General features: G+C 38.9%; 17 protein-coding genes. 3 read left to right on the top strand and 14 right to left on the bottom strand.

Features of this window, described 5'->3' with window-relative positions:
• Nucleotides 1–4 precede the first annotated feature (4 nt).
• The 8 genes from QF028_RS30915 to QF028_RS30880 all read right to left on the bottom strand — a co-directional run bounded on the left by QF028_RS30915 (nucleotide 5) and on the right by QF028_RS30880 (nucleotide 10,335).
• Nucleotides 5–1,003, bottom strand: a complete 999-nt coding sequence (locus tag QF028_RS30915; RefSeq protein ID WP_429471429.1) for an ABC transporter ATP-binding protein — start codon at nucleotides 1,001–1,003, stop codon at nucleotides 5–7.
• Nucleotides 1,004–1,051: 48 nt separating this feature from the next.
• A complete protein-coding gene (locus tag QF028_RS30910) occupies nucleotides 1,052–1,702 on the bottom strand; it encodes an ABC transporter permease (RefSeq protein ID WP_429471427.1) in 651 nt (216 codons plus the stop codon).
• 206 nt (nucleotides 1,703–1,908) lie between these two features.
• Nucleotides 1,909–3,270 (bottom strand): sigma-54-dependent transcriptional regulator, encoded by a 1,362-nt coding sequence (locus QF028_RS30905; RefSeq protein WP_429471425.1) that lies wholly within the window; start codon nucleotides 3,268–3,270, stop codon nucleotides 1,909–1,911.
• The gene (locus QF028_RS30900) at nucleotides 3,267–5,366 is read right to left on the bottom strand and encodes a sensor histidine kinase (protein WP_429471423.1); all 2,100 of its coding nucleotides are present in this window, start codon (nucleotides 5,364–5,366) and stop codon (nucleotides 3,267–3,269) included. Before QF028_RS30900 ends, QF028_RS30905 begins: the two co-directional genes overlap by 4 nt.
• 423 nt (nucleotides 5,367–5,789) lie before the next feature.
• On the bottom strand, nucleotides 5,790–6,632 hold the full coding sequence (locus tag QF028_RS30895; protein ID WP_429471421.1) for a nitrilase-related carbon-nitrogen hydrolase: 843 nt from the start codon (nucleotides 6,630–6,632) through the stop codon (nucleotides 5,790–5,792).
• A gap of 27 nt (nucleotides 6,633–6,659) precedes the next feature.
• The gene (locus QF028_RS30890) at nucleotides 6,660–8,033 is read right to left on the bottom strand and encodes a (Fe-S)-binding protein (RefSeq protein WP_429471419.1); all 1,374 of its coding nucleotides are present in this window, start codon (nucleotides 8,031–8,033) and stop codon (nucleotides 6,660–6,662) included.
• 1 nt (nucleotide 8,034) lies between these two features.
• A complete protein-coding gene (locus QF028_RS30885) occupies nucleotides 8,035–9,387 on the bottom strand; it encodes an FAD-binding oxidoreductase (RefSeq protein WP_429472626.1) in 1,353 nt (450 codons plus the stop codon).
• A gap of 66 nt (nucleotides 9,388–9,453) precedes the next feature.
• Nucleotides 9,454–10,335: a DUF6282 family protein gene (locus QF028_RS30880; RefSeq protein ID WP_429471417.1), complete on the bottom strand. Its 882-nt coding sequence runs from the start codon at nucleotides 10,333–10,335 to the stop codon at nucleotides 9,454–9,456.
• Between the two features lie 383 nt (nucleotides 10,336–10,718).
• On the opposite strand from QF028_RS30880, the gene QF028_RS30875 reads away from it, so the two are divergent.
• Both QF028_RS30875 and QF028_RS30870 read left to right on the top strand, forming a co-directional pair.
• Nucleotides 10,719–10,877 (top strand): hypothetical protein, encoded by a 159-nt coding sequence (locus QF028_RS30875; protein WP_429471415.1) that lies wholly within the window; start codon nucleotides 10,719–10,721, stop codon nucleotides 10,875–10,877.
• A gap of 549 nt (nucleotides 10,878–11,426) precedes the next feature.
• Nucleotides 11,427–12,431: a LysM peptidoglycan-binding domain-containing protein gene (locus QF028_RS30870; RefSeq protein ID WP_429471413.1), complete on the top strand. Its 1,005-nt coding sequence runs from the start codon at nucleotides 11,427–11,429 to the stop codon at nucleotides 12,429–12,431.
• A 102-nt stretch (nucleotides 12,432–12,533) separates the two neighbouring features.
• Here the strand turns inward: QF028_RS30870 and QF028_RS30865 are convergent, their stop codons facing one another.
• The 3 genes from QF028_RS30865 to QF028_RS30855 all read right to left on the bottom strand — a co-directional run bounded on the left by QF028_RS30865 (nucleotide 12,534) and on the right by QF028_RS30855 (nucleotide 15,150).
• Entirely contained in the window at nucleotides 12,534–13,127 is a 594-nt protein-coding gene (locus QF028_RS30865; RefSeq protein WP_429471411.1) for a YdeI/OmpD-associated family protein, read from the bottom strand.
• Between the two features lie 114 nt (nucleotides 13,128–13,241).
• On the bottom strand, nucleotides 13,242–14,309 hold the full coding sequence (locus tag QF028_RS30860) for a sulfite oxidase (RefSeq protein WP_429471409.1): 1,068 nt from the start codon (nucleotides 14,307–14,309) through the stop codon (nucleotides 13,242–13,244).
• Nucleotides 14,310–14,640: 331 nt separating this feature from the next.
• Nucleotides 14,641–15,150 (bottom strand): DUF2179 domain-containing protein, encoded by a 510-nt coding sequence (locus QF028_RS30855; protein WP_429471407.1) that lies wholly within the window; start codon nucleotides 15,148–15,150, stop codon nucleotides 14,641–14,643.
• Between the two features lie 247 nt (nucleotides 15,151–15,397).
• On the opposite strand from QF028_RS30855, the gene QF028_RS30850 reads away from it, so the two are divergent.
• A complete protein-coding gene (locus QF028_RS30850) occupies nucleotides 15,398–17,107 on the top strand; it encodes a fibronectin type III domain-containing protein (protein WP_429471406.1) in 1,710 nt (569 codons plus the stop codon).
• A gap of 195 nt (nucleotides 17,108–17,302) precedes the next feature.
• On the opposite strand, the gene QF028_RS30845 is transcribed toward QF028_RS30850, so the two are convergent.
• From QF028_RS30845 to QF028_RS30835, 3 genes are all read right to left on the bottom strand, one after another.
• Nucleotides 17,303–17,437: a BA3454 family stress response protein gene (locus tag QF028_RS30845; RefSeq protein ID WP_088089908.1), complete on the bottom strand. Its 135-nt coding sequence runs from the start codon at nucleotides 17,435–17,437 to the stop codon at nucleotides 17,303–17,305.
• Between the two features lie 452 nt (nucleotides 17,438–17,889).
• A complete protein-coding gene (locus QF028_RS30840) occupies nucleotides 17,890–18,237 on the bottom strand; it encodes a VOC family protein (protein ID WP_214712295.1) in 348 nt (115 codons plus the stop codon).
• A 181-nt stretch (nucleotides 18,238–18,418) separates the two neighbouring features.
• The gene (locus QF028_RS30835) at nucleotides 18,419–19,246 is read right to left on the bottom strand and encodes a TrmB family transcriptional regulator (RefSeq protein WP_429471403.1); all 828 of its coding nucleotides are present in this window, start codon (nucleotides 19,244–19,246) and stop codon (nucleotides 18,419–18,421) included.
• Between the last annotated feature and the right edge of the window lie 20 nt (nucleotides 19,247–19,266).

Raw genomic sequence — 19,266 nt, 5'->3', positions numbered from 1 at the left:
CTCCTTACCTTACAATTGAAATATCTTTAGGATGGACTTCCGTTAACAAACTGAAATCAGAAACACGAAGTACTCCAAGCTTCCTGTTATGATCATCCACCACACATGCCTCTCCGTTAGGTGCCATTAACAGCGTGGCTAAAGCTGACTTTAAGTTCTCATTTACAGAAATGACTTGACCATGCCATTCATTATTCAAGCGATTGATTTTAAAACCATCCATCAAGACTATCAAATCTCTTACAGTTAATAAGGTTAATCGCTTTAAGGACCGGTCGTCTCCGACGAAATCACGAACAAAATCATTTTTCGGGTTAGACAAAATTTCATCAGGTGTACCAATTTGCATGAGTTTACCTGTATCAAAGATGGCTATTTTATCCCCTAATTTAATGGCTTCATCGATATCATGGCTTACAAAAAGAATCGTTTTTTTCATTTCTCTTTGGATTTTCAAAAATTCATTTTGTAAGTGATCACGTATAACGGGATCGAGTGCTCCAAAGGGTTCATCCATTAGCATAACGGGCGGGTCAGCGGCTAATGCTCGGGCAATTCCAATTCGCTGCTGCTGCCCACCTGACAATTCATACGGATACCGCTTTTGAAATTGGCCCGCGTCTAATCCCATCATTTCCATCAAGTCACTGTATCGTTTTTTCATTTTCCCCTGATCCCAGCCCAACATTTTTGGGACGACATTAATGTTTTCTTCTATGGTCATATTTGGAAATAATCCATTATGCTGAATCACATATCCAATCGATCTACGAAGTTTAATCATGTCCATTGAATTGATATTTTTACCTTCTACTTCAATGATACCGCTTGTTATCGGGATTAAGCGGTTGACCATTCGAAGCAACGTCGTTTTTCCACAGCCTGATGGTCCAAGAAATACACATATTTCCCCTTGTTCAACATGAAAATTAATATTATTAACAGCTGCAACTTGCTTGTTACCGCTTTCATAAACCTTTTTGACATTTTTAAATTCAATCATTCCACTCCACCTTCCTCCTCATTTCGTAAAACTACTTTACAACTTTGCTTAAGTTCGGGCACTTCGGCCTGAAAATTTCCGCTGAAGCCTACCTAACAATAAATCTACGGATATAGCTAAAATAGAAACGGCGATTGCCCCGACCTGAATCATGGCTGCATAGCTGGTTGAAATACCACGCGCAATATATCCACCTAACCCGCCTGCTCCGATGTAAGCGGCAATGGCACCTATACCGATGGTTAGAACTATGGCCATTCGTACACCTGCCATAATCATCGGAAAAGCGAGTGGCAGTTCTACTTTCATTAACCGTTGAAATGTCGTCATTCCCATTCCAATCGCTGCATCTCTTACATTCGGATCCACATTCTTAATCGCAATATAGGTGTTTCGAATAATCGGTAATTGCGAGTACAAGATTAAGGCAACAATAGCTGGTAAAAAGCCAATCCCTTGGTTAATCAGTGAGAAAATCGGTATCATGATCCCAAATAAGGCAATACTCGGTATTGTCATGATAATGCCTGCAACAGCCAGAACCAAATCAGCCAAGCTCTCCCGCTGTGAAATAAAAATTCCAAACGGCACTCCAGTTACAATGGCAATCCCCACTGCTAATCCAACTAATTGAATATGCTCAAAAGTCATCTGAAGTATTTCTGTCCAGTTCGATTGGACAAAATCAAGTATCTCCAATGTCCGCCCCCCTTTGTGTTTTCTACTAATAAAAAATGCAAGTTTCGTGCCAACATTAAACACAATGTTTTTATGTAATTTTCTTAAAATTTGTAAAAATTACCCCTTTTTGTGTAAAAAAATATTTACAAAATCGATGTGTGCCATTAAAAAAGAAGAACTGATTCAAAAAGTCACTCGTTTATGACCGTTTGAATCAGCTCCCATTAGATATTTTCAGAAAAATACTTGTTCATCTTGTATAAAAGGCTTTGTCTAGAGATGCCAAGTTTTCTTGCCGCTTTTGCATGCTGTCCAAGTGATTCATCAAGAGCCCTTAAAATGTATTTTCTTTCAATTTCATCTAAGATTTCTGGCAATGGGACATTGTCTTCCTCGAAGTCAATGATCCCTTCATTTTTCATTGCACGTATTTCCCTTGGAAAATCCTCAATCGTAAGTAAATCTCCATTACATAAAACGACAGCTCTTTCAATCGCGTTTTCAAGTTCGCGAACGTTGCCCTGCCAATGATATTCAATTAAATAATTCAACAATTCCCGATTGGCTTTATAATTTTTTTGATGTTTATTTCGATACTTCTCCAAGAATTTTTCAACTAAAAGAGGAATGTCCTCCTTACGTTCCCGTAATGGCGGAATCGTAATGTCCACTATATTTAGACGATAATATAAATCCTCTCTAAATTTGCCCTCTTCCACTAGTTTCTTCAGATCCCGATTTGTAGCACAAATGATCCGGACATCGACTGTTCTTAAAACGTCGCTGCCAACCCTCATAAACGTCTTATCTTGAGTGACCTGAAGTAGCTTTGCCTGAAAAGCAGGTGAAATCTCACCAATTTCGTCTAAAAAAATAGTTCCTCCATTTGCAGCTTCAAATTTCCCTTTCCTGCTGGATACGGCGCCTGTGAAGGAACCCTTTTCATGACCAAATAGTTCACTCTCCAGCAATGATTCAGGAATCGCTGCACAGTTTACTGGAATAAAAGCAGCTTGTTTCCGGTCACTAAGCATATGGATCATTTTTGCAATTTTCGTTTTTCCTGTGCCGCTTTCACCTTGAATCAGGATATTTGCTTCCGTAGTGGAAACCCGTTCCACGAGGTTAAGGATGTTTTTCATCTTAGCACTGCTTGTCACTAGTCCTCCAAAGATTTCGGATTGCTGAAGCTGCTCTTTTAAAAGTTTATTTTCCTCTCTAACGCCAAGCCATTCAAATGCCTTTTCAATGATAACCACCAATTCCGTTAACTTTACCGGTTTCACCATATAGTCAAAAGCGCCTGCCTTCATCGCCGAAACAGCATTGTCAACGTTTCCAAAAGCCGTCATCATAATGTAGACCTTATTAGTATAAAGTCCAATAAATTCTTGCAGGAGCTCTAAACCAGAAGCATCGGGGAGCTTCATGTCTAAAAATACTAAACTCGCAGGAATTTCAGTAATTTTTTTCCGGGCCTCTTGACCGTTTGCAGCCGTATAAACGGTATAGCCCTGTTTGGAAAGCGAAGATTTTAAGATTTTTAAAATTTTAGATTCATCATCTACAAGTAATATGTTCTTCATGACCCTAGTTCTCTCCTCTCCGCGCTGAATTTCGGAAGCTGAACCGTTAATTTTGTTCCGCCTAGATCAGAATATGCTTGAATTTCCCCGCCAAACTGGGTGGTGATTTCATAGGCTATCGATAATCCTAAACCAGTGCCTTCCTTTTTGGTCGTATAAAAGGGGTTAAAAATCCAATTGATTTCCGATTCCGGAATTCCGATGCCCGTATCTTTTATTTCTACTAACCAATTTGCGCCTGACTCAGACAAATGAACCGATAGGTTTCCACCCGCTTCCATGGCATGAAAACTATTAATAATAATGTTTAGAAAAACTTGACTTAACTTCCCTGGAGAAGCAAAAACAAATGCTTCTTTCGTGTAGATAATCTTTGTAACGGAAATCTTCTGTTCTGAAAATTTATTTTTTAATAGATTTAGAAGTTCCTCTATTACGGCAACTATATCAACCTTTTCCCATTCCTCATCAAATTCGCCCTTTGATAATTTCAAGAACTCAGATAATGTTCGATTCATTCGATCGGTTGTTTCTAAAATATCGTCGGTCATTTCTTGAACATAAGAAGAATCGGTCAAATCTAATTGAATTGCTTCTGCTGCCGCTTGAATAATGCTCAGCGGATTTTTGATTTCGTGTGCAATCCCTGCTGTTAATTGTCCTAACGAAGCAAGTTTTTCACTTTGCTTCACGAATTCCTCCATTTTTTTAAAATCACTTACGTCTCTTATAATCAGAATCGGGCCAATAATCTTTTCCTCTTCATTACTAAAAATAGAAGAATAAATTCTGACGTCACGCTTGTTTCCATATTTATCATAAATATGGCTTTCCAGCTCGTTAATTTCCTTGCCTTCCTTAATGGTTTTCCAGGCTAAAAATTCATCTTCTGACCTTTTAAATGACAGATCAATAATAAATTTGCCCATTACTTCAGCTCTAGAATACCCTGATAAATCCTCTGCACCTTTATTAAAGGTAACAATCCTTCCATCCTTATTCATCGTGATAATTCCATATGGAATCGATTCTAATATATTAAACAAATATCTTTCTTTATTTTTAAGTTCTGTGGCCATGTTTGCCATGGTAGTAGCAAGATTCTCAAGCTCGTCACCGGTATGAAGCAGTTCAAAGTGATCCCTTTTACCTTCAGAATATTCCTTCGCTTGTTTCGTTAACGTAGTCACGGGCCTAATAATTCGAAATGCGCCGAATAGGGTTAGTAAGTAAGTTAGAAGCAGAATAATTAAAAAACCTTTCAAAAGTAGAACTTGCACTTTTTTTGCAGGTGCCAGCGCCTGGTCGATAGATTCACCAATAATAAGGCCCATCCCCCCTAAGGTCATGGGTCTGTAGGATGTGAGCATTACTTCATTAAATAATTTTCCTTCCCAAATACCGATTCGATATTTACTTAACCTTTTTCCTAACGGATGTTCCGATAACGATTCTCCAATATGATTTTCATTTGTATGGGAAATTATCGTTCCATTGCGGTCTATTAATATATTCAGTCCTTCTGTTCCAATCTTGCCTTGTGAAAGATAGTCTGAGAGGGTGCTTAAATTAACATATGCGATTACGGCACCCCGATAATTCTCTTTTTCATCAAGAATAGGATAGGCGATCCCGATTGTTTTCCGGCCGTCATCCAACGTAAGAAGATTGGTAATATAAAACGTTTTGCTCCATTCTAATCGATATAAAATAGAATTTAACTCGGTAGACCGTGAATTATTTACATTAGGTATGGTAGCAATGGAATTTCTAGATTCACCGAGGACGTCGATGAATAAATAAAGCGGATTTTTAGAAACGACATGATTCATCTCTGCCTGATAAGTATCCGTATTATCATTTTTAGCGAATTCAGAGATAACTCGGATATCATTGATCATTTTGTCAAACATAAAACTGGTTTTCGTACTAATCGTCTTTCCCATTAATTGATTCCGATACTTTATTTCGGAACGTACCGAATCATTTAATACAGTCATCGTAATATAATAAATCGAGGCTAAGGAACTAAATATAACAACAAAAGTAAGCAGGACATATCTTTTTGTAATTCTAGATTGCAATAATTGCTTCAAGTTCATTACTCCTATCGGAAGTTCTCCTCTTCTATTATATAATATTAAGAAAATTCGTGTAAATTTATATTATAGGAGAATAAGAAAAGCGAAAGCGCCCGTTTAGCAGCGTATGGACTGGAGCGCTTCGACGGGGATAAAAGAAAGACAGAGAGCGAAGCTATTGTCCGAAAAGCATCGTGAAATCCTCCGATGAAAAGACATCATGTAGCTTTTCGACGAGCTGAACAGCAGCTTCCTCTAATATGCTTTGGCGCAGGAGTACATAAGCGATTCGATGTTAACTTATCGTAGGGAGAAGAGCGAAGTACACTAGCCGCTGGGCGCTGAAGCTAGACAGGAAAATAAAATGCCCTTACTTTAAAGCACAGATCCTTTGATCCATACTCCAAAGCAGGGCTTTTTAATTCTGTAGGAATAGAACTAAATAAACTTCTGATCTGCAATCTCGTGATAATGCTTCATGGTTACATGAACATCCTCATCCCTTATGACAGGTAGAAGCTTTCTTATTTCTCTTACCAACCTCGTATCAATTTCACATAATTGAACGGACGATTCTCCATAAGGACATTGGACAATGATTTGGCCATATGGATCAATCACCTTTGAATTTCCATAAAACGCGATTTCATTTTCCGTCCCGACCCGATTGACTAATGCTACATAGCATCCGTATATTCCTGCATAAAACTTTCCAACTGTTTCCCAGCCCTCAGAACTGGAATACTGACTACCAAGGCCCCCTTCTGGACTATTGATTAAACCAATGAGGAGGGAGGTATGGTGATGGGCTGCAATATGTGGCAAGGACGGCTGCCATAAATCATTACAAATGAGCATGCAGGAAGTGAAGGAATCGATTTGCTGGACATTTACTTTCCTTCCCATAGAAAAATATTTTCCTTCTTCAAAAACACCGTAATTAGTCGGATAGATTTTTCTTTGAACTGATGCGACCTTACCGTCATTAATCATCATCGCGGAATTGTAAATTTGGTCTCCCTTACCTTGCTCCACAAAACCGAAAACAACACTCATTCCGATCTCTTTCGATGCCTTGCAAACCTGCATAATTTCATTTGAATCGGATGTTAACGCTACATCATAAAGCCGACTTTTAAGATCATAACCTGTTAAGGATAACTCCGGAAAAACCAGTAAATCTGCTTTTCCTTTATTTTTTTGCATGATGTTAATCATTTCTACTAAATTCGCATCAATGTTTCCAAAGACAGGTGCAACCTGGGCTATTCCTATTTTCATATATTTTCCCTCGTTCACTCATAAACTTCAATTGGTGCCTGTCACCCCACAAGCTTCTGCAAGTACATCTACTAAATGAACTCCTTGTACATGACCGCTGCATCCCTGTCTTTCGATTCCCACACGCATTTGCAGCAAGCATCCCGGATTAGTGGTGACAACGGTTGTCGCATTCGTCTTTTCCACATTATAAATTTTCTTATCAAGGATTTTCATCGATTCCTCAAAGTGAAGAAGATTATAAATACCACCCGAAGCACAGCAGCTATCACTGCCAGGAAGTTCCACAAAGACAGCCCCAGGGATGGAACGTAATAATTTCCTTGGCTCTTGATGGACCCCTTGAACATTTCGTAAATGACAGGAATCTTGATAGGTAATGACACCATCCCATTCTTTCTTAAACGGGAGTGGACCGAATTCCACGAGTACCTCACTAATGTCCTTGGAAGCCATGGTAAAGTTCTTTGCCCGCTCAGCCCACTCTTCCTCATTTTTTAAAAGATGGTCATATTCTTTTAGCTGTGCCCCACATCCGCCTGCATTGTTAATATAATACTTAGCATTTGCTTCCTCAAAGGCGGCAATATTTTTTTTCGCCAGCTTCTTGGCCTCTTCAGTCATCCCTTGATGGGCATGAAGAGCGCCACAGCAATTCTGTGATTTTGGAATAATGACTTCACATCCAACCAATGTTAACAGTTCAATGGTCAGCCTATTGGTTCGATGCAGCAGCGCGTCGGATATACAGCCTGTAAAAAACGCGACTCTTGCTTTCATTTTTCCCTTAGCAGGGATTACAGTACCAAACTTATTTCGTTTCATTGGAGACTCTAAAGCAGGAAGTACACTTTCAAATTGGGCCATCGGTTCCGAAATCTTAGGTAAAAGCTTTGTTTTATTCACCATCGTTCTGAGACCGGACTTTTGATAAAACCACGTTACATTCCCGAGCACTCTCATTCGCTTTGGATACGGGAAAACTTGTGATAATAGGAATTGCTTCAGCTTGTTATTCTTAGCTCGCTGATTCTTGTTTTTCTGCTCCTCGGCAATGACCTCTTTGGCTGATTCTAAAATATGCCCATAAGGAACGCTGACAGGACAAGCTACTTCACAGGCCCGGCACCCTAAGCATAGATCAATCGGTTCAGCCAAGTGATTGGAAACATCGATTTTTCCTTCAGCCGCCATTTTGACAAGGTTAATTCTTCCCCTTGGCGAAGCCGATTCTTTCCCTATTGATTCATACGTAGGACACGCAGGTAAACAATAACCACATTGGATACACTGATTAGTCGCTTCATAAGCTAAATCGTATAAGCGGTGAGCCTTTTTCGGGACGATCGAGAGTGGTGGAGCTGCTGGAATTGCATCTAATCTCTTTAAAGGAGCATTCATGCTAAACGAGCACCACCTTTGTTTGCCCTGCTTTTGGAAAAATTTTTCCCGGATTTAAGATATGGTTAGGGTCCCAGGCGTTTTTTACCTTTTTCATTAAATCAAGGCCAGCAACACCCAATTCCATCTCCATATAAGGTGCCTTCAGCGTTCCAATTCCGTGTTCACCTGAAAGGGTTCCCCCAAGCGATACAGCCGCCTCAAAAATCTCACTTACCGCATCTTCCACTCGTTTCATTTCCTCTATATTTCGTTTATCCGTAATAATATTAGGATGTAAATTCCCATCGCCTGCATGTCCAAAAACAACTAAATTCAGTTGATATTTTCTGCGGATTAGATTCAATTTCTCCATCATAGCCGGAATTTGGCTGCGGGGAACGGTGGCATCTTCAGAAATTTTCGTCGGTCCCATTTGCGTGATGGCAGGGGACACCATTCGACGCGCCTTCCAAATGTCCTCCCTTTCCTCTTCTGTTTTTGCTGCACGAACACTAGTTGCCCCTACTTGCCAGCAAAGCTCTTCACATTTTTCAATTTCCTCATTGATCGCCAAAGGATGTCCATCTACCTCGATAATCACGAGGGCCTCTGCATCAATCGGAAGCCCGCATGGACTGAAATTCTCGACTGCCCTTATGCATGCGTTATCCATTAGTTCCATGGCAGCAGGCAAAATACCAGAAGACAAGATTTTCGTGATGGCATACCCCGAATCAACTAATCTACTAAATGTCGCTAATAATGTTTTCCGTGCTTTTGGCTTTGGTATTAACCGGAGCGTGGCTTCGGTTACGATTGCCAAGGTCCCCTCCGACCCAGCAATTAATCTGGTTAAATCATATCCTGTTACATTTTTGACCGTTTTCCCGCCTGTGCGGACAATGTTTCCTTCAGGTGTTACCACTTCTAAGCCAATAATATATTCCTTTGTCGTTCCATACTTAAGCCCTTTTGGTCCACTCGAGTTTTCCAAGATATTGCCGCCAATGGTCGATATTTTGGAACTGCTCGGATCTGGCGGATAAAATAATCCCACCTCTTCCGCCTTTAGATGAATTTCACCAGTTATAATACCTGGCGAAACGATAGCTAGCATGTTCTCACGGTCAATGATTAGCTTTTTATTCATCCTCGTCATATCTAAGACAATACCGCCCTCAACTGGCAATGGCCCTCCGCTTAAGGACGTAGCCGAACCTCTTGGATAAATCGGGATGTGATACTTGTTTGCTATTTTCATAATCTCACTGATTTCATAAGCATTTTCAGGCTGAAGGGCTAATTCAGGTAAATATTCACCAAAAGAGGCATCATAGCTGTAAGAATATAGGTCCGCCAAGTCGGTCAACATCCGCTCGGAAGGGATAATTTGCTCAATTTCCTTTACTATTGTATCATCCAATTCGATTCTTCCTTTCTAAATCCCTAACAGCCTTTTAGGAATGTCATTGACCATCGTCGTAATTTCCTCTTCTGTTATCCCTTGTGCGAGCATATCCTCAATAAAATTGCTTAACGCTTTAATGGGCGGCAGATTGTGGCGCTGCCCATAATCGGTAACCATTACACAAGACTCAGCACCCAGTTGTTTAATACTTTCTGCCATTTCCTGAATAGTGATATCGTTAAAATCTTCACTACAGGCTAAATAGCATTTTTCGAGGATACATCCTTTTTTCACTAACTGTTTCTCTATTTCAAAATGAACCCTCGCAATGCCTAAATCCGTATGTTGGATTAGGATTTTCTCGACCTTTCTCTCTTTCGCCGCTTCTACTAAAACAAGAACTTCTTCAGCAGCTAAATGCCCCGTAGCTAAAACAACGTTAGCCTCTGCGATTAACTCTAGAATTTCATAGACCTCAGGAAGTATGTTCTTGTCTTCATCCCAAATTTCGATCCCAGCAGCAGGATGTGTCATCGCGCGTTTACTATTGAAAAATTTCGTTTTTTTCTTACCAAAATATCGTTGGTGTTCCTCAGCTGAAAATGTGGGCATCCAAATGATTTTTGCCCCCAAACGGATAGCGGCGTCAACAGCGGTTGCTGACAAACCTCCGGTAAAGTAATTACAAACTAAACCTCCATATACATGTAATCCAGGCTCTTTCTCACGAATTAGGCTTGCCCGGTCCACAGTTTGTGCTTCATGAGCTTTTAATACAACACCCGCCATTTCAGCCTTTTTAACATCTGCTACAAGTTCCCAATCCGTTTGTTTCCTTGGGAACAAACTTGGTGAACTGTGAACATGTAATTCAATGGCCCCTTTAAGTAGTGGATGGAATTCTTGAGTCATCCTGGTCACTCCCCCAACAGATAAATTCATTTATATATTAAGCAATTTTCATGCCAACTCCTTTTTCAGGATTAAGGCACAAATATTCACCATTTGATGAGAGATTATGTAAAAAAAGTAGAACAAAAGCGCAAGATTTTTTTACAATTGGGTATTTATTGTTTTCCTTCCGATGAATCAGATAAGCAACAACTATATATTGAAACAAGAATTTTCGAGCGTGACAGGCACCAAAATTTTTTCATGAACGTTTATTTTGTCACAACCGATGTCCATTTTGCCGAAGTCATCAAATATGATGCAAATCAAGGCAGCAAAACAGATTATCACGAATTAATCAGCGGTCCAATTGGAGCCGTAAAAATCAACCCTGGTACATTACATTGGATCCTACCTTCGGCCCTGAACGCTTGTATGCGGAAGGAAACTTCTTCAACTTCGGTGTGTTCCATGTAGACCCGGCAAAAAATCAAGCAGGTGTGGAAATTCGCGATGAAAACGGAAAAGTCCATTTCAGCCAAACATTCCAGCTTGAAGATTAAAAAAGGGTAACCGAAAAAAGGAGAGACTATATTAATTTACTAGAAGATAATAAAAGGGCAATACCCAAAGATTATGTCCAAAAGGTCAAGAAAGAGGGCTAACCGTTCTAGTAGATTACTACTTGTGGGTGAGCCCTCTAATTTTGCATTTAGAAAATGTAAAAGTACAAATAACCTATCCAAACTGATAAAACGCTAGGTTCGCTGATAAATGTTGGATTTCCGCTGATAAAATGATCCGATTCGCTGATATCTTACAAAAATCCGCTGATAAAATGATCCACTTCGCTGATATCCTTCAAAACTCCGCTGATAAACTGCACCAACAGGACTAATTTCACTCCTTCAGGATCATAAAGCTAACTATAAATCTATATGGAGCACATTTGTTTGCGATGGTTCTGCTTCTATGAACAAAAAACCGCTATTTTACTTATGATTAGGTTCAGCATAGAAGTTAATTCCAGAATAATTTTATTGTTGTTTTACAAACAATAACTTAGGGATCAACAGAGTTTTTCGTGAAATCATCATGAAAGGATAAAATAAATGAAAAAAACCTTTGTGCTCCTATTTAGCTTCATTTTATTACTACAAATCAATTTATCTCCAGCTCTTGCAGCGAATAACCCGAGAAATATATATGAGGTGAAATCCGGGGATTATTTATGGAAAATTGCTAATACCTATGGGTCCTCTGTAGCAGACCTGAAACTAATCAACGGATTACAATCGGATTTACTATTAGTTGGACAAAAATTAAGGGTCCCTATCATGTATCAAGTGGTTCCTGGGGATACGCTCTGGAAGCTCTCACAATCGTTCAATTCTACCGTCTCTTTAATCGCAACAACAAATGGACTCACATCCGATGCGATTTATGTTGGACAAAAACTAAAAATTCCTCCTAAAAAGCTGACCATGGATGGAAAGTTTATACGGATGAATCGAGAGGAATTTAAAGATTGGATATTTAATCAACAATTCACTAGAAAAGTTGGCAAAATCCAACAACATCACACGTATCAACCGTCTTATCAGCAATTCAATGGGTCCAATCATTTTGCTTTGATGAAGGACATGGAGAAATATCATGTTCAGGTGATGAAATGGAGTGAGATCAGTCAACAATTAACTACATTTCCAGACGGAACAGTGGTAGTAGGCAGGTCCTTTAACAAACCTCCAGAAGGTTCATTTGGATTACTAAATAAATCGGCCATGCATGCAATTGAAGCTGATGCGTTAGCCATTGAAAATGTTGGAAACTTCGATGCAGAACAAATGACTGCGGCACAGCGGGAAACGATTGTCACTGTCGCTGCCTTGCTTATGTTGAAATACGGGTTAACTCCTTCCGTAGATAGTATCACCTACCATCATTGGTGGGATATTAATTCGGGGGAAAGAGTGTTAGACCACGGTGAAGGACATGCAGTGAAAACGTGCCCTGGTACTGGATTTTTCGGTGGAAATTCCACAACGAATGCCAAAAACAATTTTTACCCTCTTGTGTCACAAAAAATGCAAGAAATTTTATCCTCAATGCATTAGACATCGAATCCAAATAGTTGGGGAAATAACATGTTTAATCGCACACAAAAAAACACCGTAATTAGCACGGCGTTTTTTTGTGTATTTAGTAAATCGAATATACTAATCATTTAATCCCTTTCCATTGAGAATTTGCTGCACATATTTTTCAACCCTTGACTCTCGAGTTTTGGATTGTTTGGGTTGAGAAAAATAAAGTATGTATGCTCTTTGCCGTCCCGGCGTCAATGCTTCAAAAGCAGTTTTCAAGGCAGGGATTTCATCGAATTTATTTTGAAATTCTTCAGGAATGGTGTATTCTGTATTCTTTTTAAAATTCACTTCCAAACCAGCTTTTTCAACTTCAATGGCTTCATAAATATAGGCTTTCAAGATGGGTTCCATTTCAACTATTTCTTGAACATTGGTGAACCGAATCTGGCGTGCCGCCTGTACATTCTCCGTTTGCTGGATTAGAATCCCATGGGCATCCTTTAACAAGGCACCTTTGTGAAACAGAAGCGCACAATATTCTTTAAATCCATGGATTAAAACTATGTTTTTTTTCTCAAACGTGTAACAAGGATGCATCCACTTAAATTCTTCGGTCAGATCACAGTCAAGAACGATATTTCTCAACCTCTCATATTCTTCCTTCCACTTTTTAGCTTTGCTTAAAAATTCATCAACCTTAGGATTCATTCTACTATTTGTCATCAAGGAACACCCTCTTCAATTTTTCAATCAGCTAACAATCAAGAATTATCATTCTCAATTTTTCCAATTCTTAAGAAAAAAAACATCCTATCTTGGACATTTTATGTTTTGGTTTTATTCCACTTTAACTTTTATACTATCAAAGGCATTGTAACCATAGCCCTTTCTGTTCCAAAATGGTTCCGAAGGTTGAACATTCCCTTGAGAATCAGTTGCTTTTAATTTTATCGTGTATTCACCTTTTTTTAGTGCCTCCCATTTATAATTCCAATGAACCCATGAGTATTTTTCGGATGGAGAATTTAGTTGACAGGGTTCCCAAGTTTGACCACCATCTAAACTAATTTCTACTTTTGTTATCATTCCTTCTCCTGTCCGTGCAATTCCTTTAATTTCATAAATTCCTGTATGCAATAATTGTCTATCTAAAGGATATTGTATGGTGGAGTTAACATTGGCAGCAGTGACGGAAAACTTTCCTCCATCGTTTTCTTTGTTTGGGTAGTAAACGTAATCAACTACTTGAAAGGGACCTTTAAATTCCTTGTCAATCACAGTAATTTTTTTAATCCATTTTACAGAAGCCATTGCATACCATCCAGGAACAATCAATCTCAGGGGAAAACCATGCTTGAATGGGATGGGTTGATTATTATATTCATAAGCAATAAGGATATCTGGTTCAAGGGCTTTTTTAATGGGTAAGCTTCTTGAAAAATTAAAAATTTGGTTGGAATCAGGCCTTTCTCCATAATCATAGCCTTCAAAAACAATTTCTTTTGCAGTATCAATCAAACCAGTGTGCTGTAGTAAGGTCCTTAATGAAACACCTTTCCAAATTCCTTGACTTATTGCACCTTTTCCAAATTGTTCACCAAATACCTTTGGTTGAAATAACTCACGCTTATCTCCAGCACACTCTAAAACAACTTTTATAGTTTTCGATGGCAATGAGTAAATTTCCTGTAAAGAAAATATTTTTGGGGTATGCACCAATCCATCAATTGGGAGAAGATAAAAGGATGATGTAAAGTGGGGGTAAGAAAAATGGTTTCTTCTGTAAAATAATTTCCCATCCACAATATCGCTATTTAAAAAATGTATAGGTGTTTCCTGATTTTCAGGGAATAAAGTCCTTGTAATTAGGTAGGGTTTTACCTGGGGATGGTCGAAATTTTTCAAGTAAATACCTCCTTAAAAATTGCTTTGTTATTTAATGCATATGTAATCGGTGGTTTATTATTCAAATTCCCCCTTATTAAATTATAATCTGTTTTTTTAGAATAATGGCTATGTTAAAGCTTATTGTTGATTTTGGCACATGATGATTGGAGCGGAAGGCGCGAAGACTCCTGCGGGAGTACGGGGCAGGGGAGACCCCGCAGGAGCGAAGCGACGAGGAGGCTCCCCGGCACGCCCGCGGAAAGCGAAGCGCCTGGAGCAGAAATCAACAGCCAAGTATAACAGAGCCAAAAAAATAAAAAAACACAACAGTTCGTTGTGTTCAATTCATCTATCGAAGTCGGTCCAATAAGAAACCGCCTTTAAATCTTCTTGGCTCATATGAAATAATAAACGCACGAGGTTCAAACTTTTCCACCGTTGCAATTAGTTCATTTTCTCTATTTCTCTTTGTCAATATTTCCATCCGATGACGTTCACTGTCTCGGCCTTCACCCGTATATAAAGTAACGCCGAAGCCATTTTGTCGTAATGTGTCTATCAAATTACTATTTTTTTCTTGTGTATTAACCGTTACGTTTATATAACCAATAGCTATTTTTTGTTCCAATTTCGTCCCAAGGATAATTCCTAACCCGAAGCCAACTGCATAAACAACCATTGATACAAAACTTTGATCTCCACCAAATACGAGAGAAAGGCCAAAAACATAAATTAACATTTCTGCAATACCTAATATCGATGCTAACACGGTTATATTTTTAACCAAAAAGATTGTTCGCAGCGTGTATATAGGTACATAAATCAGTTGTAACAGCAAAATCAAAAGAATCTCTTTCACTTTGGCACCTCTATCGTCATTTTTAAAGTACACTTTATTTTATCTTTTTTAATCTAAATAAAATAGTGTTATTCTTCCTTTAAAAGGAAAGAAGATATTTAACGTTTCTACAAACAATAATTTCAATAAAAATGATATATTGTCAGATTTTCTCAAACCTTGTAGAATTAAGATTGGATAGATGCGCCTGTAAAAAAAGAGAGAAATAGGTTATCTATACCGAAAATATCCTATCTAGGGGGAAATTATGAGAAACAGCAAGGTTACCATCTTTTTATTGTCCTTTTTCTTTCTATTAGCCGTCTTCTTCATTCCAGAAAAAGCTTTCGCAGCAATAGGGGACAGAGCGACACCGTACAGTGCATGGGATTATCACAAGTTCACTTTGCAGGAATTCAAGACCGACACACCTCAAGTGGTGGATTTGCAGCAATTTGATATGTATTTTGGGGAAGATGCCAACAAAATCATTCAATCTGAAGATGAATCAAACCAAGTTCCGGCAGCGGATGAACAGTGGATATTAATGGGTTTTGATATATCCTATATCTCAGGACCGGATGAACCCTTGGTTGCCGCTGATCTTATTTACAGCGATTATAATTTCTTTACAACGGGCGGGCAGAAAATCACTCCAATTGCAACCGCCTCGTTTACAGACCAATACGCAGGACTGGATGAATTAGATGTTAATTTGAACCGCGGTGAATCGTCCGAAGTATGGTATGGAATTCTTGTTAAAAAGTCAGCCGGCCTCCCGGTGATCAGGATTGGTACGGGTGTGAACCAGGCAACGGGTGCAATCAATTATAAGTGGTTTACAACCGATCCTTCTTACCTTGAGCCAGTCGTTACATCGAAAGCGACAGCGAGCTCCTATAATAGCATAAAGCTAACATGGACTCCTGCAACAGGGGTTGACGGTTATGACATTTACAGATCAACATCAAGTGCCGGGACTTTTACAAAAATTAGCAGCACAACCGATCCTACTGCCTATTACACAAACACAGGCTTGAATACTGGTACAACGTATTACTATAAAATCCAGACTTATTTTACATTTGATAATGGCGAAAAGATTTACGGTGCATTCAGCCCGGTTGTTTCCGCAAAGCCAGTACTGGCGGTCCCAGCTTCTCCGAAGGCAGCATCGGCTTCTTATTCTAGCATCAAAACAAGCTGGACGGCCGTCAGCGGTGCAAGCGGGTATGAAGTATCCCGTGCAACCTCCTCGACGGGGACGTATTCTCTAGTCGGTAATACTACGACCGCAACGAGCCTCACGAACACAGGGCTTTCTACCAACAAAGTATATTATTACAAAATCAGGGCGTACCGAATGGTCGGGACAACCAAAGTTTACGGCGGTTATACTACAGTGGTCTCAGCCAAGCCAATCCCGTCCGTTCCAACTAATTTCAAGGCAGCATCCGCTTCATATTCCAGCATCAAAACAAGCTGGACGGCCGTTAGCGGAGCAAGCGGGTATGAAGTATTCCGTGCCACCTCTTCAACGGGTACGTATTCCTTAGTCGGTAAAACCACGACCGCAACGAGCTTCACGAACACAGGGCTTTCTACCAACAAACTATATTATTACAAAATCAAGGCGTACCGAATGGTCGGGACAACCAAAGTTTACAGCGGGTATACTACAGTGGTCTCAGCCAAGCCAATCCCGTCCGTCCCAACTAATTTCAAGGCAGCAAGATACAGTTCAACAAGCATCAAAACGACCTGGAGTGCGGTAACAGGGGCAAGCGGGTATGAGGTGTATAGGACGACTTCCAGCACCGGAACATACAGCCTTGTCAAAAATACGACCTCCCTGTATTTCACCAATACTGGATTGACAACCGGAAGAACCTATTATTATAAAGCAAGGTCCTACAAGTTGGTCGGCACTCTAAAAGTGTACAGTGGCTGGACAGCTGTTTCAAGCGCAAGACCATAAAGCAAAAAGCCTGGAATTGGCAGCCAGGCTTTTTTTACGGTCTAAAAATGCTAGTAAACTACCAGCACGAGTTATAAGTGCAAGTGCTGAAATAAAGCCGCCATTGGCAGCTGGATTTCAAGTAAAGGAAGCTATCCAAAATCCATTCTTCAAGTGGAAGTTCCATTCAATCCTTTTAATCCCAGGATCCCGTATTTAATTTGCCCATTGTTTCAGAACTTGTTCTTGTGCCATACGATAAACTTCTTCTTCTGTTTGGTCTTTGCTAGCTATTACGTTGGTTTGATAGACTTTACCTTTATGTGTTACATAGATTGTATACTTGTACATTTTGTTCTATCTCCTTTATTTAATTCTAACTTTTTGTTCATTCCACTTCTCTTAGTTATTCCTACAAATGTTTTTTAACTTTTTTATATTTTACAAATAAAATGAAATTGATTAAAGCTAAATAATAGGTCAAGATTTGACAAATTCTCAACTTAACAAAAATTAATATACTCACTAGCAACGGTAATGACTGGAAAAGTCAGTAAAATCAACAAACTTTATATGATTCTAATCTCTTATGTAATTTTTTACACTTCTTAAAATGCAGAAAAATGTCGAAATATAAAAACTAAAAAAGGCTGGCTCCTTATACCGATCTTAAATTACCCTTTTGTTTTTTACTTTGAAGTTAAATAGCCCCAAAGTAAAAAACCCACCTTAGATAAGATGGATCTTACTTATTTATTAAACTAACTGGCCCGATAGCTCAATAGCAAATAAATTACAACTCGCTATTTCTCCCAAAGCTCGACCAGTCGACCTTCAGGATCTTCAATCCAAATAAACTTTCCAAACTCACTAACCTCTTTTTCCTTAACAAGAGGTACACCAATTTGTTCAAGATGCTTAATAGTCTCGTTTAGATTATGTACTTGAAAATTTAACATCACTTGTTGTTCTGTTGGAAAATAACTGTCATTCTCGGCAAAGAAAGAAAAGATAGTCTCATTTCCTAATTGGGGTTTTATCACAGTCCCATTCCAATTTTCTATTTCAATCTTCAACACTTCACTGTACCATTTTTTTATAACATCAAGATTCTTAGTTCTCCAAAATATCCCACCGAAACCTTTTATCATCGTAACTAACTCCTGTCTTTCTTTAAATTTTTAGTTTTTCGATTACATTAGACATTCGAGATTTAATGTTACGTTCCTTCTTCAACTATACTACATATAACTGCTCCTTTAGTTGAAGAAGAATAGCCTATTTGCTATGAAGAAATGCTGTTCTTCTTATGTTATATAAAATCATACAAATTTATTTTACATAATGTTTTTTAAAATCTGGGTGAATAGAAAATTTTTGACGTAAATTCACGAGGTTTTCCCCAAAACTTTCCTCTAAAAGTTCTCTATGTTTCTCCATAATTTCCATGAGATACAAATCATGAATCATGACTTCTGTAATTGGCATTACTAACCCAACATGCCTTGTCCATGCTGCACGGCTATCTTTACCCAGCGAGACAATACCTGCTACTACTTCTGAATCATCTCCACTAATAACAAGCCATCGTCCACCATACTCTTCTGTAATTTCATGACCCATATAATGTAGGTAAACATTAGCAAAATCAGTGACGATTTCCCCATAAGCAATAATTGTTACGTTGACCCCTCTTTTTACTGCCTGTCTTAGTTCAGACTCCAATTCTTCGAATTCCTCTTTCCAAACCTCTAAGAGAATTCTTTTTTTTGCAGATAATATACAAACTTTTACCTTATGGAGTATTTCATTGTGTCCCGTTATATTCCAGATATTTTCACGGTCATTTGCAGAACGTTCGAACTCCGCTAGTGATTTTTCTGCCAGTTCAAAATTCTCTTCTGCTTTCCTTCGGCGGTTTTTAATTAGCTCCTTTGCAGGAACAGGAGTGTACTGTGGCGTGTTTCCAGGACTAACCAGAATATCTCCTCGTATGGCGAGACTGTCTAGAACTTCATATATTCTTGAACGTGGTACACCAGAATTTTTCGCTACTGCATATCCAGTTAATGGCGATTCTTCCAATAAGGTAAGATACGCTTTCGCTTCATATTCGGTAAAATTTAGATTCTTTAATGTTTCGAAAATGGTTTCTTTCATAAACCCTCCAATAGAATATT

The sequence above is a fragment of the Neobacillus sp. B4I6 genome, assembly GCF_050434045.1.
Lineage (GTDB): Bacteria > Bacillota > Bacilli > Bacillales > Cytobacillaceae > Neobacillus.
This window is presented reverse-complemented; position numbering and strand designations above follow the sequence as displayed.